Consider the following 13,560-nt stretch of genomic DNA (forward strand, 5'->3'; position numbering starts at 1 on the left):
GGCGCTTCAAAGGCGCGGGCTCGGCTCTCGGGTTGGCGTGATCAACGGGCCCCGACGAGCGCGTCCTGCTTCAGCGCGCCGGAGAGAAACCGGGTTGCGGTCGCGAACAATTCGCCATGTTTTTCACGCATGCCATTGAGAATCATCATGTGCGGCACATCGTCGAACTCGCCATGATCCTTGAGGATTTCCATGTACACATGCCCATTCTCATCGAACGGATGATGCAGGCTGTCTTCGTAACCATCGAATTCCAGCGGCGTCATGCGGAAGAGCTGACAAAGACGCTTGTTGAACACCGGCGTCGCCTTGATCCAATCGCCATCCAGTTCCATCGACACCAGACAGTGATAATGGAACACGCTGTCGCCCATCAATCGCGTCAAGCGCTCGGAACACAAGTGGTTGCGAACATCGGTAAACCACAGCCGCGAAGGAACGCCGATACGCCGGAGCAATGCGGCATAGACGATCGATTTGTGAATGCACAATCCCGATCCCTTGCGCAAGATCGCGCTCGCCGTCAAACCTTCCTCCGAGAAGTCGGCATCATAGATCTCGTAGAACAGCTTGTCGCGCACGGCATAGTAGAGCGTCACCGCCTGAGCGCGCTTGTCCGCGGCCGTGTCCTTCAGGTGCTTATCCAGAAATCGCGTGATTTCCGGTGCGCAGTAGTCAAGGAACGACGTTTCCGAAAGGGTCGCTTGTGTCATTCGCCATGTCCTCGATTTTTCTGCAGATTGCGTTGGGAATGATGGCCAAGATGGTTGTGCCCTCGCCCAGTTTGCTTTGAATGATCATGCGCCCGCCGAGTCCTTCCGTGATCTTTCGACACAAATAGAGGCCGAGGCCATATCCACCCGACGCCCTCCCACGGGACTCATCGACCCGCCAGAACGGCTCCGTAAGGTACTTGAGCTGATCCTCGGCGATCCCGATCCCCTGATCCTCCACGGAAATGCACAATGCGGCGGGATCCTCCCGATCGACCTCGAAGCGAACCGCGATCGGATTGCCATCCCCATAGCGCACGGCATTCGAAACGAAGTTCTTGATCAGCACGCTCACAACGAAGGGATCGAAGAACGCGTACTCGAAGCCCGTGGCGTTCTCGACGCGGATATTCTTGCGATCGTCGATCTGCAAGGCGATCTGCTGGTGGGCAAACGGGACGATCTCCACGATTTCCGACGAGTCCTCGTTGGAATGCCGTCTCTCGGTCGCCAGGATGGAGGCCAGAATCTCCTCCACGATCGCAATGTCCTTGTTGATCTTGTCGCGCAGGGACGCATCCTCGACCAGGTCCTTGCGCACCTTGAGCCGCGACAAGGGGGTCAGGAGTTCATGGGGCAACGCCAGCAGCATATGGCGCCGCGCCTCATGGATGCGTTGCAGTTCGGCGACCATTGTATTGAATCCGATTGCGAAATTTCGAAACTCACCAAACGTCCGATCGAGCGGGATTTGATAGCTGAGATCCCCCTCTTCCACCCGCGCGATCCCATCCGAGAGGACGACGAAGGGATGCGTAAGCCGGCGCATCAAATAGTAGATCAACAGGATCACGCCGATGATCGCACTTATCACGACGCCAACGAGAAAAAGCGCGAATGTCGAGATCGAAGCGCCAAAGCGCGGCAGGACGATGAAGCGATCACCGTCGATTCCGCCGGCGGCGTAATAATCGTTGTGGGGCGAGATCGCTATGCCATCGGGATCATCCATCGCCATGCGGAACAATTCCCGAAACTCGGACACTTCCGCGTCGGCGCGCGACATCTGGACCAGGGTTACACCATTCACGGAAACCGGCTGCCCGCCCATTTCAGCCGACAAATCGACGAGCGTATGGAATACCGCGCGCGCCAGGTAGCGACGGGGATGCTCGTCAGCGACGCGTTGGAGCGCGAGAACCAGCACGAAGCTGAGCACCAACGTCGACGCGACGGTGGTGATCACCAGCAAACTGAAGACCGATCGCGATGCGATCCATTTGCTCAGCCGTGCCATCACGGTGTCACCTACGCGCTGTCGCCGACGAGCCGGTAACCGCGACCGCGTTCGGTGACGATGAAGTCACCGGTAAAGCCGGATCTTCGGAACTTGCGGCGCAAACGGTAGATCACCGTGTCGATAAGGGCAGGATCCGCGTGCTCGGGACGCCGCAAACGCTCCAATATCTGAAGGCGGCTCAGGACGTGCCCGCGCGCCTCCTCCAGGGCCTTGAGGATCTGCGCTTCCATGCCCGTCAGATTGATGGAGAACTCACCAAGCCGTGCGACCATGCAAAGCTCGTCGAGGACGACGCCTGTGGGCGACTTCGCCGCCTGGCCGCGTCCCGGTCGGCGGGTCATGGCCCGCACGCGTGCAATCAGTTCCCGAATGTCGAACGGTTTGGCGATGTAATCATCCAGCCCCCGCTCCAGACCGACGATGCGATCGGTCAAATCCGCGCGTGCCGACAGACCGATAATCGGCAAATTGCGCAGGGCGCCCGTGGACTGACGGATATGCTCGCATACGGCCATGCCATCCGTTCCCGGAAGGATCATATCGAGCAACATGACATCGGCGCCGCCGTCGGCCAACATCTGCAGACCCTTGTGCGGTGTCTCGGCTTGCACCAGCACTATTTCGTGCTTGCGCAACGCTGGCGTCAAGACCTGCCCGAGTTCGATATCGTCGTCGATCAAAAGGACTTTCAAAGTCTGCCTTCCTTTCCCGCGCCTTTCCCGCGCTCCGGCCTCGGTCAGAACGTGTATTTCACCGCCAGCTGGATTGAATTCCGCAACGGATTCGATCCATAGACGGAGGTGTCGCTGCCGAAGACGGAGAACGCACGCAGGCTGATTTCGACGTTGTCGTTGTAGGGGTAGCTGGCCGCGATTTGCGCCAAGGCACTGCGGTCGTCCGGCACATAATAGGCGATGGCCGAAAAATCCGCGTCCCCGAGGAAGTCATTCCAGGCGAACCGGGCGAAGACCTGATGCCGGGCGAGCGGCTCCTGCGCGCGCGCCGCGAAGGCACGGACCCGCCCGGCAGCGGCCCGATCCGCGCCCGCCGCCCCCGCCAGGGCGGAGAGTTGTCTGCCGGTCAATCCGGCGCCATTGTAGTGATATTCCAGCGAAAGCGAGATATCCTCGGTCTTTGCAATCGCTTCCGGCAGTGAATAGGTGCCGCCGATCGCGAGCTGACCCGCCGTCTCGTAGCCATCGGCCGCGCCGATCCGGCTTCGGAAGGCGGCGCTTCCAGTGCCGTCTTCAAGCGCCTCCGCCGCAAGGTTCAGCCGGTGTTGAATAAAGGCTTCTCCGTAGAGCACGAGATTGTTGCCGAGCGTGCCACTGACTTCCGCGCCCCCGCCAAGACGTCCGTTCTCGACGAGAACATTGCCCGTCAGCGAGATATTCCCGCCCAGGTTCGGTGACAGTTTCGCATAGAAGGCCGGCGACGGATTCGTGCGGTCGAGATTGAGCCCCACGATGTCCGCGTCCGTGACCACCGTATCGCGCGCGGCCGAAATGTCGGGCCGGAATCCCGCTTGAACAAGCGTGCTGCCAAGGCTTGTCGCGGCACTGACAACCACGGTGCCAAGGCGCTCTTCACGCCGATCCCCGGGATCCTGGCTGTCGATGGTCACCAGACTGTCGGCCTTGAACCAGTCGGTCGGGTTGAAGCCGAGCGCGACCCCGTTGCGCACGTTGATGCGCCCCGCTTCAAGGAGAAGATTGTTGCCGGTGTCCCACGCCGCGGCGAGTTCTTGAACATCGAGATTGATGTCGTCTTCTGCCCGAAAGCCGCGGCTTTCGCGCCAGCCGGCACGGCTGCGCAGATTGAACAGGATGCTGAGGTTGTCGCTGACAGTGCCACGACCGAACCAATGGGCGGAAAACCGCCCGGCGAAGCGGTCTTCACCTTGCCTGTCCTCGTTGCGGAACCCGCGCGTTTCAAGGTGAAGCGACGACGTCCGCCCGATCGGGAGAATGGGAGGCCCTGCCTCTCCGCTCTCCGCCTCGCCTTGTTGAGCCACCGTGTCCGCATCCGCCTCGTCCTCGATCGGCGGGATTTCACCGACCGCGATGTCGGGAAGGGGAATGTCGTCGATCTGCGGCGGCGCTGCCCCCACGTCCGGCACGGTCGCCACGTCGGCATCCTCGTCGGCGGTCGGCGCGGGCCCGATCCCGGTATCGGATGCTGCCGGCGCGTTTTCGCCGTCCAGCATGGGGGGCAGGTCGAAATCCTGCGCACGCATCGGTCCGATGCCCGTGAGCAGCATCGGAGCGATCGCGAAACACAAGACCGCAAGGCGTTTCGTCATCAGGAATTGCCCTGCAGTTCAAATCGAGGCAACCACTCCTTGCGGAACCACGACTCCGGCAAGTCCTGAGGCCGAAAGGCGTTCATGCGCATCAAGGTCACCTTTTTCGGATCGAAGGCGTCCGCGATCACCACTTCGGTCGGGCGCACCGCGCCCATCTGCGACTTCCAGGCTCGGTACCACGCGACTTTGATGAGCGATCCGCTCTTGGTGTAATACTTGCCCTTGATCGGTTGCGACGTTTGCGCGTCGACCCAAAAGGTGATCGCGCTGTAGGGCGTCGAACTGTTGGCCGACGTCAGTTTCAATCGGTAGCACTGACGGTTGTTGCGATCTCCGTCGGCGATCGTTTCCGTTCCCTCCAGAACCGGATTGTAGTCGCCGACGAGATTGGAACTCACGACATCGCCGTTGGACGCGTTGCCCAACAGTCTTTGGCGCGGGGAAATGCGGACCGATGCGCGCGAGGAGGGATCGTAGAGCCACAGGATGTTGCCGTTGCGCAGCAATATCTTGCCGCGATCGACGCTCGGTGCGGTGATATAGACCAGCGTCTGGAACTGCCCACTGTGCTTGCGCGAATGGGTGGTGACCTTCGTTTGCCCATCGAGCTTGCCGTTCTCGTAGTTCAGCAGGTGAACATCGACCACGAACGACCTCTGCGGGTTTCGGATTTCATCCGATTTTCGCAGGATTGCCGTTGCGTCGGGCGCGGCGACGGCGGGAAGGCCAAGCCCCGTCGCCCCGGCGGATGCCGCGGCGGTCAGAAGGAGGCGGTTGAAATCACGGCGATTGACAGTCATCTCTGGGTCCTTTCCCTGCGCGGCACGCTCAAGACCGGTGCAGGCTTTCCACGATGTTCATGCGCGCGGCACGGAAAGTCGGCAGGACGGTGGCCAGGACCGCGAGCGCAATCAGAACCACCACCACGGACGCGGCGAAGACGGGGTTTTTCAACACCATCAATTGAACGGTGAGCGGTGTCGCATTGCTCGGCGGCGTCCATTGCAGACCGGCCGAATTGACGAAGCTCGACACGCCGACGGCAAGCACGAGCGCGACGAACGCCCCGAACACCCCCGTCAGGGCGCTCTCGGCGAAGAAGAGCTTCTTGATGAAGCTTTTGCGAAAGCCGATCGCCCGGATCGTGCCGATTTCCTTCACCCGCTCCACAACGGTCATCGACACGGTGTTGACGATCGTGAAGATGATGACGATCGACAGCACCAATGAAATGACCACGAAGATGAAGGAAAACATGCCGAAAATGCGGTTGAAGGTCGGATCCACTTCGGTGAAGTGATAGACGCTCAAGTCGCCGTCGGTGCCGTCCAGGATCTGGGCCACGCGCGTTCTGACCGCGTCCACCCGTTCCGGGCTTGCCACCTGAAGCATCAAGGCGGTCGCCTCCGGGCTGTCGCCGTAAAGCAATGATTGCGCCTGATCGAAGTGCATCAGCACAAAGGCATTGTCGATGGCACGGATTGCCTGGGCCTGGGCCGAGTCGATCCCCACACGCACGATGTTCGGCGCACCTTCGGTGCTTGCCGCCATCAGGTTGAGCGGCGATTGCCTGGTTGCGGACGACGACAGGCTCGCAAGTTCCCGGTCGCCCGACACGAGCGCGGCGATATCCGTTCCCTCAGGGGTTTCGATGGCCTGCGCGGGCGGCTCGGGCCGATCTTGGCAATTCTCGACGCCGAGTGCGTTGCACACACCCAGCATACGGGCCATGCCGAGCCCGACGATGACGCTGCCGGTGTCGGTGTCATCGAGGCCGGTCGCCGGCGCGGGCTGGCCGATCTTCCATCCATCCCATTGACGCATTCTGTCGATCTCGGATGGGTAGACCCCCTGCCCGATGAATGTCTTCGAATTCCCGGTCACCGCGTTGCCCGCGACACCGGCGAGGTCGATGCGCGGCGTAATCACATCGACGTTTTCCCGGATCATGGGATCGTCGAGCAAGCGCTCCGCCACCTGCGGCCAATTGATGATCGTGTAGTCTTCCGGATTGGCCGCGCCATACTCCAGGAACCCGTCGCGATAGACCTGCAGGTGCCCCTGCTGCTGGATCATCGAGGTCTGGACCCCGAACCAGATCGATGTCACGAAGCCGCCGAACAAGAGCGCGGCAAGCCCCCCGACGCCGATCGCGAGCGCGGTCATGACCGATCTGCGGCCGTTCTTGATGAGATTTCGAAAAGCGATTCTCCAGATCATGATGACATGTCCATTAGGAAAGCTGGCCGTCGATGAGTTCGATCCGGCAGCTTTCCGGCGTGATCAGATCGGTCTCGTGGGTGCAGATCACGACCGAGGTCTCGAATTCGGACTTCATTCGGTCGAGGAGCGTCACGATCTCTTGCGACGTCCTGGTATCGAGGTTTGCCGTCGGTTCATCGGCGATGATCAGATCGGGTTCGGACACGAGCGCGCGCGCGATCGCGGTGCGCTGACGCTGCCCCCCCGAGGTTTCGCCAGGCCGGCGGTCCATCAGGTCGCCAAGGCCGACCGCGCCGAGGTAATCGGCCGCCTTCTCCCGTCGCTGGCGCGCGCTCATCTTGTGGCGCAACAGCGGAAACTCGACGTTCTCGCGCAGGCTGAGCACGGGGATCAGGTTGAATGACTGGAAAATGAACCCGATGTGCCGCGAGCGGAAGTCCGCCGCTTGCGCGTCGCTCAGCCTGGTGACGTTCTCGCCCAACACCCACAGTTCGCCCGACGTCGGACGGTCGATCAGACCGAGAATGTTCAACAAGGTGGACTTGCCACTGCCCGAGGGCCCCGTGACGAAGGTGGTCTCACCCTTTGGAATGGAGAAGGAAATGTCGCGCAGCGCGTTCACGAGAACGCGGTCGAGCTTGTAGTCCTTGCAAATGTGTTTGAAAGATGCAGCGACGTCGGCGTTCGGTATTGGTGGTGCAACGCCAATCTCGAACGCCGATTGTTGAGCAATTCTGGTCACTGTCCTGGCCCTCGTCGGTTGTAAAACCAGGCCAAGCTTAGGCAGCGGGCAGCAAGCAACTCAAACGACAAAAGATTTAATTTCGCTCCGCGAGCACATCAGTGTGTGACACAGGAATTTCATTCCGCCACAAATCACAATAAATAATGATATTGCAGACCGATCGGGTGCAAGGACTGCAAACCGCATTGATATGGATCAATCGAAAGGAGATTGCGTCGTGGGCGACCCGTCGCGCACCCGTCGACCCCCTCATCGTTGCGATGCCGATCGACGATGGTATTGACGCAAGCAGTATCCCCACCCTTCCCTACTCTTAAGAAGCGAAGTCGCACCTTTCTAATTCTTTTTTTGTTCGATGTGGGTCGCGCATATCGCAGGAGAGTTGTGTCTTGAAACTCACAAGCCTGTCTCGGCGGGGCAGCGCTGAAGCCGCTCCATCGCGTGATGCGGATTTCGCCGTGATGTCTTGACGTGTCCACCGTCTCTGGATCGGCCCGAACGGGAACGTCCGGGGTATCCGGCTCAGGTGGCGAAAACCGCCGAAGCGCCTCTCATGCGTGATATCGGCGAGGTGTTGCGGATCGCGCTGCGCGGGCGATGCACTCCAAGCCCTGGTCGACAGGGATTGTCTTCGGATAGCCAAATGCGCGGCAACCCCGTTCGCGGGTTTGCACCGCATCCTCGCCTCGACAAGTGAACCGCAAAGCGGCCGGCTGACGGTGTGGACGCGTCGGGCCGTCCTGAGCCGGCCAACGCCGGGCACGGATCGATCCGCCGGCTACGGCACATGGGTGAGAAGCGGTCGCAGGGCGCTTGAGAGGAAGCCGAGGGCCGCGGTCCCGAAAACGAGCGCGAAAAGGGCCTCGAGGCCGCGCCGAAACCGCCAGTAGCCCTCGGCGAGCCATCGATGGGAGAACAGGAGCGCGAAACCTGTGAAGACGACGAGGCTCTGCAGCGCCACGGCGCCGGCGATCACGAGGACGGCTTCCGTGGTGGCGCCAAGCGGGAGGCCGAACGCGTAAAGCGCCGCGAAGAAAAGAACCGCTTTCGGGTTGGTCAGGTGGATCAACAGGCCACGCATGTAGCAGGTGCTCGTTCCCGGAGACGTCGATGACAGCAGCGCGCCCCTTTGCGCGGGGGGCGCGAACACCGACTTGGCGGATCTGAACGCAAGCCATCCGAGATAGGCGGCGGCCACGAACCGCAGCCCGACGATTGCCCATTCCTGCGACAGCACGACGGCACTCATCCCGCCCGCCGCGACGGCGGACCAGATCCATGATCCGGTCGTGACGCCGAGCGCGAGTGCGACACCGGCTTTGCGCCCGTTCAGCATCGCCTCGCGCGAGATGGCCAGGGTCGCCGGGCCGGGGCTGGCTTGCGCGACGAGCGCGGCCGCGAGGACCGGCGCGACAAGGGTCACGGCGGACGGGACATCGAGGCTCATTGGCGTTCTTCCGAGTGTCGTTGCCGGCGGGATGCGGCCGATTTTCTAAGGTGCGGTAGGCGACGGGGCGAGCCGAAACGGGCGCTGGAGCGCCGAGAGTGCCGCCCCCGCCAGCAGAACGAGACCGGCCGCGGCCATGCCCTGCCCGATCGATCCGGTTGCATCGGCGATCCAGCCCGCGAGGGCGGGGCCGACGATCTGGCCGAGCGCGAATATGGTCGTATAAAGGGCGACGGCGCGGCCCCATGACGCCTCCGGCAGGTTCTTTCGCGCGAAACTGGTGACGGCCGTGGGCGCCATGAAGAAGGAAAGCCCGAACAGGACGGCCGAGGATACCAGCAGCGGCGCGCTGTTTTCCAGCGCCAGAGGCAGCAGGGTCGCGATGGCCGTGACGAGGCAGGCAAGGCCGAGCGCCCCGCCCCCGTCGCTGCGCGACAGAACCGGCCGCCAGAGAAAAGGCGCCGCGATCACCCCCAATCCGATGAGCGTCCAGGTGGCCGCGACCAGAACGGCGGAGGCGCCCTCGCCGCGCATCATCGCAGCGAGATAGGTCAGATAGACGATGTACCCGACCGCGAAGAGGAAGTAGCCGGACACGCTGAACGCCATCCGCAGGAGCGGCAGGCGCGACGTCGCCGCGACCTGCACGCGCGCGGGCTCCGGGCATCGGCGCGCGGCCCACAGCGCGGGCGCGACGGCAATCGCCGACAAGGCCGCCAGGAACAGCCAGGCGGAGCCCCAGGCCGCGTCGCCGAGCCCGTCGAGCAATACCGGAATGACCGCGCCGCTCAGGATCATGCCCAACCCGCCGCCGCCGAAATAGAGGCTGATCGCCAGGGCGTTCGCCTTGCGGTCGTCGCGAAAAAGCATCGCGGCCATCGCGCCCCCGGAAATGAAGACGGCCGCGCCGGCAAGACCGGCCGCGATGCGAAAGAGAGACTGCAGCGCCAGACTGTCGACCACCGCCGATCCCAGAAGGGTCAGCGGCGTCGTCAGGATGCCGAGCACAAAGAGCCTGCGCGCCCCGACCCGGTCGATCATGCCGAAGGCCATGAAGGCACCCGCCAGATAGCCGGCCGCATTCGCCGTGTTGAGCAGCCCCGCCTCGGTGTAGCTCCAGGCAAGATCGGCCTGCATGGCGGGCAGCACCAGGCCATAGGCGAAGCGGGCCAGGCCGTTGCTGACCGCCGGCCCCAGAGACAGGCCCAGCACGACGGCCCATTGAGCGGCTGTCCTCCCCATCAGTCGACGCGCGCGATGATCTTCGCGGCGGCCGCGCGTGCGGCCGTGATCGGCGTGACACTGCCCTCGATGAAGGCGTCGACGAGGGCCCCGTCCCACATCGCGAGCAGCTGCCGGCCGGTCGTCTCCGGCGCGGGGGCGCCCAGGGCGCGGGCCAGGTCTTCGAAACGCCCGCGCAGGGTGCGCTTGTGGGACCGAACCAGATCGAGCAGCCGCGCGTCCTCGACGCCGGCATGCGCGGCGAGGTTGATGAAGGCGCACCCCCGGAACGACGATGTGCCAGCCAGATCGGCGGCGAGATCGAAGACGGCGAGGATCGCGGCCTCGGGCCCGCTGGAGGCGTCGATGGCGGCATCGACCGCCGCAAGACGGTCCTTCGAGACGGCGGCATAGGCCGCCAGCGCCAGATCCTCCTTGGATTTGAAATTGTTGTAGAGCGACATCCGCGCGACATCGGCCTCGCGGATTATCTCGTTGATGCCGACACGCGTCACGCCGCGCTCCTGAAACAGGCGGGCGGCGGTGGCGGTCAGGCGGTCCGTGGCTGTCTTGCGCATGATCCGAAATATACCGACTTGTCTATCCATGGCAAGCGGGTTATGACTCTCCGGACGCAGGTCGAACACGCCCCTCTTGGGGCCGCCGGGCGGCGCGGGAAGCGGAGATCGGGAATGGAGACCGGAGGCCGGAACACCGGTGCGACATGGACCCTCGAGCGCGCCGCATCGACGTCGGCCGGACGGGTCGCCTGGGGCAGCGCGGGCGATGGGCCGCCGCTTGTGCTTGCCCATGGCTGGCCGTGGTCGTCCTTCGTGTGGCATCGCCTCGTCCCTGCCCTTTCGCAGCGGTTCAAGGTCCACTGGTACGACATGCCGGGCTTCGGACACTCGGAGCTTTCCCCCGCCCGGCCGCCATCGCTTGCGGTGCAGGGCGAGGTTTTCGGCGAGATGCTGGATCACTGGCGGGTGGACGCGCCGATGGTGGTCGCGCATGATTTCGGCGGCGCGGTGGCGCTGCGGGCGCATCTCCTGCACGGACGCGACTATGCCGGCCTTGCCCTGATGAATGTCGTGGCGATGCGGCCGTGGGGCTCCGACTTCTTCGAACATGTGAAGGCTCATGTTTCCGCCTTTTCGGGGCTTCCGCCGCATATCCACGCGGCCATCGTGCGCGCCTATATCGACAGCGCACTGGCCCGCGCGATCCCGCCTAAGGACCGTGATCACCTCGACGCTCCCTGGCTCACGCCCGCCGGACAAAGGGCGTTCTGGCGGCAGTTCGAGCTGGCGGACGAGGTCTTCACCGCGGAGATCGAACCGCACTACGGCGCGCTTCGCTGCCCGACATCGATCCTCTGGGGGACCGACGACCCCTGGATCCCGCTGGAAAGGGGCATGGCGCTCGCGGAATGCGTCGGCACACCGCTGACCCCCTTGCCGGGTCTCGGTCACCTGCCCCAGCTCGAAGCTCCGCAGGTCGTGCTTCGCGCGCTTGTCGCGCGGTTTGGCGAGGATCTGTCGTCGTCGCCCGAATGACCCGCGCCAGCGGCATTCGTGACCGGCGATGAGGCCGATTTCAGCAGCATAAACCCGAAGGAGCCCCATGGACCGGTCCGGGCAAGAGGCACTCATCCGGCGCTACATCGCGGCCTACAATGCCTTCGACATCGACGGCATGGCCGGGTCGCTGCATCGTGACGTGACCTTCCGCAATATCTCCAGCGGCGTGATGACGCATGAGTGCGTCGGCCTTGCGGCATTCACCGAGCAGGCGAAGAAGGCGACGGCCATATTCGCCGCGCGGCGCCAGACGATCACCGCATCGACGCCGCTCGTCGATGGCGGCGATCCCGGCTTGAGGGTCGGCATCGCCTATCGCGCCACCCTCGCGACCGATCTTCCAAACGGCATGAAGGCCGGCGACACGCTTGAGGTGACAGGCGAAAGCGAGTTCCGTTTCCGGGACGGCCGGATCGTGTCGATCGTCGATCGGGCCTGACCCTGAAAACCCGGGATCGATCGCGTGCCGGCGCGTCCCGGCGCCGCGGGTTTCCGCCTGCCCTCGGCAACGACGCCGGCCAAGGCGGGATCGGAAATCCCGAAACGGCAATTGCAAAGCGCGGCTGGCCGCCATAGCTGATAGCGATGCAGTTACAAATCACGTCTCCGCTCGGCCCGATCCTGATCCTCGACGATATCGAGGCCGGGCGCATGCATCTTTCGGCGCTTTTCATCGCCGCCAGGGGAGAGGCCGTGGCGCCGCTGGATGCACCGCACGGTCCGGTTCCTCCCGCGCCGCTTGCGCATTACGATCGGGCCACCGTGTGGCGCGCGCGCTTCGCGCTGCCGGCGGACCGTCCGTCGCAGTACCGTTGGAACGGCACGACCTACGAGGTCGCCGGCGATCTGACGGGCGATCTGCGCATCGCCTATGTCTCCTGCAACGGCGAGGAGATCGGCGACCTGTCGCGCGAGGGCTCGGAGCGCAATGCCATGTGGGCGCGTCTCGGCGACGAACATCGCCGCCGGCCCTGTGCGCTTCTGTTGCACGGCGGCGATCAGGTCTATGCCGACGAGGTGACGAAGGGCCACGACCTTAGCCGCGACTGGCCGGAGCGCGTTGCCCGCGATCCCGCGCCCGCGGCCCTGGCCGACCTCGAACACCACCTGCGCGAACGGTTTCTCGAGCGCTATGTCGCCATTTACGGCGCGCCCGAGTTCGCCTGGCTCGCGGCGCGGGTGCCCTCGCTCATGCAATGGGACGATCACGACATCTGCGACGGCTGGGGATCGCTGCCCGCGTCGCGCACGGAGTCGCCCGTCGGCCAGACGCTGTTCGCGGTCGCGCGCGAGAGCTTTCTCGTCTTTCAGCATGCGGCGGCCGATGGCGATCTGCCGGCACGCTTCGCGGACCCCGAAGGACGGCATCTGGGCTGGACCGTCGACGGCCCCGACCTCCGGATCCTCGCGCCCGACCTGCGCTCCGAGCGGACACGGCGCCGCGTGATGGGACCGGGCGGCTGGGCGATGATGGACAACGAAGCGCGACGCGACACACGGGGGCATACGCTGCTGTTGTCGAGCGTGCCCCTCCTCGGCCCGCGGCTGTCGCTCCTTGAGACGCTTCTGGTCCTGATCCCGCGAATGCAGAAGTATGAGGACGATCTGCGCGACCAATGGCAGAGCCGGGCTCACCGGGACGAATGGCGCCGCATGCTGCGCCTCGTTCGCGATCTCGCGCGGCGCGACGGCCACGACATCACGGCGATCTCGGGCGAGATCCATCTCGCCGGGCGCGCTGCGATGGATCTGGGCGACGGGTTGCACCTGAACCAGCTGGTCGCCTCCGGCATTGCGCACCGCGCCCCGCCGAAGGCCTGGGCGCGGGTGCTCGGCGCGCTCGCCCGGCTGGGCGAGGACCCCCTGCCCGAGCATCCCATCCGCGTGGAGCGGCTTCCCGGCCAGCGCACCCGATATGTCGCCGAGCGCAACTATCTCCTGCTCGAGCGCGACGCAGGCGGCTGGAGCGCGCGATGGGAGCTGGAAGCGAGCGGCACCACGCAACCGCTGACGTTGTGACACCGCC

13 protein-coding genes and 1 pseudogene are annotated in these 13,560 nt (G+C 64.1%); 3 read left to right on the plus strand and 11 right to left on the minus strand.

What is annotated here, in order from left to right:
• Nucleotides 1-41 precede the first annotated feature (41 nt).
• The 11 genes and pseudogenes from ABL312_RS06995 to ABL312_RS07045 form a co-directional block, all read right to left on the minus strand.
• Nucleotides 42-713 (minus strand): transglutaminase family protein, encoded by a 672-nt coding sequence (locus ABL312_RS06995; protein WP_349360667.1) that lies wholly within the window; start codon nt 711-713, stop codon nt 42-44.
• Nucleotides 676-2,010, minus strand: a complete 1,335-nt coding sequence (locus ABL312_RS07000; RefSeq protein ID WP_349360668.1) for an ATP-binding protein — start codon at nt 2,008-2,010, stop codon at nt 676-678. The genes ABL312_RS06995 and ABL312_RS07000 overlap by 38 nt, the downstream gene beginning before the upstream one ends.
• An 11-nt stretch (nt 2,011-2,021) precedes the next feature.
• On the minus strand, nt 2,022-2,693 hold the full coding sequence (locus ABL312_RS07005) for a response regulator transcription factor (RefSeq protein WP_349360669.1): 672 nt from the start codon (nt 2,691-2,693) through the stop codon (nt 2,022-2,024).
• 56 nt (nt 2,694-2,749) lie between these two features.
• Nucleotides 2,750-4,315, minus strand: coding sequence for a hypothetical protein (locus tag ABL312_RS07010; protein WP_349360670.1), 1,566 nt, complete (start codon nt 4,313-4,315; stop codon nt 2,750-2,752).
• Nucleotides 4,315-5,118 carry an outer membrane lipoprotein-sorting protein gene (locus tag ABL312_RS07015; protein ID WP_349360671.1) on the minus strand — a complete coding sequence of 268 codons (804 nt, stop codon included), beginning with the start codon at nt 5,116-5,118 and terminating at the stop codon, nt 4,315-4,317. Before ABL312_RS07015 ends, ABL312_RS07010 begins: the two co-directional genes overlap by 1 nt.
• Before the next feature lie 28 nt (nt 5,119-5,146).
• Entirely contained in the window at nt 5,147-6,538 is a 1,392-nt protein-coding gene (locus tag ABL312_RS07020) for an FtsX-like permease family protein (RefSeq protein WP_349360673.1), read from the minus strand.
• Nucleotides 6,539-6,551: 13 nt separating this feature from the next.
• The gene (locus ABL312_RS07025) at nt 6,552-7,283 is read right to left on the minus strand and encodes an ABC transporter ATP-binding protein (RefSeq protein ID WP_349360674.1); all 732 of its coding nucleotides are present in this window, start codon (nt 7,281-7,283) and stop codon (nt 6,552-6,554) included.
• A 593-nt stretch (nt 7,284-7,876) separates the two neighbouring features.
• A pseudogene (locus tag ABL312_RS07030) lies at nt 7,877-7,987 on the minus strand (IS3 family transposase); the annotation flags it as partial.
• Nucleotides 7,988-8,064: 77 nt separating this feature from the next.
• Nucleotides 8,065-8,709 (minus strand): LysE family transporter, encoded by a 645-nt coding sequence (locus ABL312_RS07035; protein WP_349360675.1) that lies wholly within the window; start codon nt 8,707-8,709, stop codon nt 8,065-8,067.
• Nucleotides 8,710-8,778: 69 nt separating this feature from the next.
• On the minus strand, nt 8,779-9,975 hold the full coding sequence (locus ABL312_RS07040; protein WP_349360676.1) for a YbfB/YjiJ family MFS transporter: 1,197 nt from the start codon (nt 9,973-9,975) through the stop codon (nt 8,779-8,781).
• Entirely contained in the window at nt 9,975-10,601 is a 627-nt protein-coding gene (locus tag ABL312_RS07045) for a TetR/AcrR family transcriptional regulator (RefSeq protein WP_349360677.1), read from the minus strand. Before ABL312_RS07045 ends, ABL312_RS07040 begins: the two co-directional genes overlap by 1 nt.
• Nucleotides 10,602-10,646: 45 nt before the next feature.
• Between ABL312_RS07045 and ABL312_RS07050 the strand changes: the two genes are divergently transcribed.
• From ABL312_RS07050 to ABL312_RS07060, 3 genes are all read left to right on the plus strand, one after another.
• Nucleotides 10,647-11,510 (plus strand): alpha/beta hydrolase, encoded by an 864-nt coding sequence (locus ABL312_RS07050; RefSeq protein ID WP_349360678.1) that lies wholly within the window; start codon nt 10,647-10,649, stop codon nt 11,508-11,510.
• Nucleotides 11,511-11,577: 67 nt separating this feature from the next.
• Nucleotides 11,578-11,973: a nuclear transport factor 2 family protein gene (locus ABL312_RS07055; protein ID WP_349360679.1), complete on the plus strand. Its 396-nt coding sequence runs from the start codon at nt 11,578-11,580 to the stop codon at nt 11,971-11,973.
• Nucleotides 11,974-12,119: 146 nt separating this feature from the next.
• Nucleotides 12,120-13,553 carry an alkaline phosphatase D family protein gene (locus tag ABL312_RS07060; RefSeq protein ID WP_349360680.1) on the plus strand — a complete coding sequence of 478 codons (1,434 nt, stop codon included), beginning with the start codon at nt 12,120-12,122 and terminating at the stop codon, nt 13,551-13,553.
• The last annotated feature ends 7 nt before the right edge of the window (nt 13,554-13,560 follow it).

It is taken from the genome of Stappia sp., from assembly GCF_040110915.1.
GTDB lineage: Bacteria > Pseudomonadota > Alphaproteobacteria > Rhizobiales > Stappiaceae > Stappia.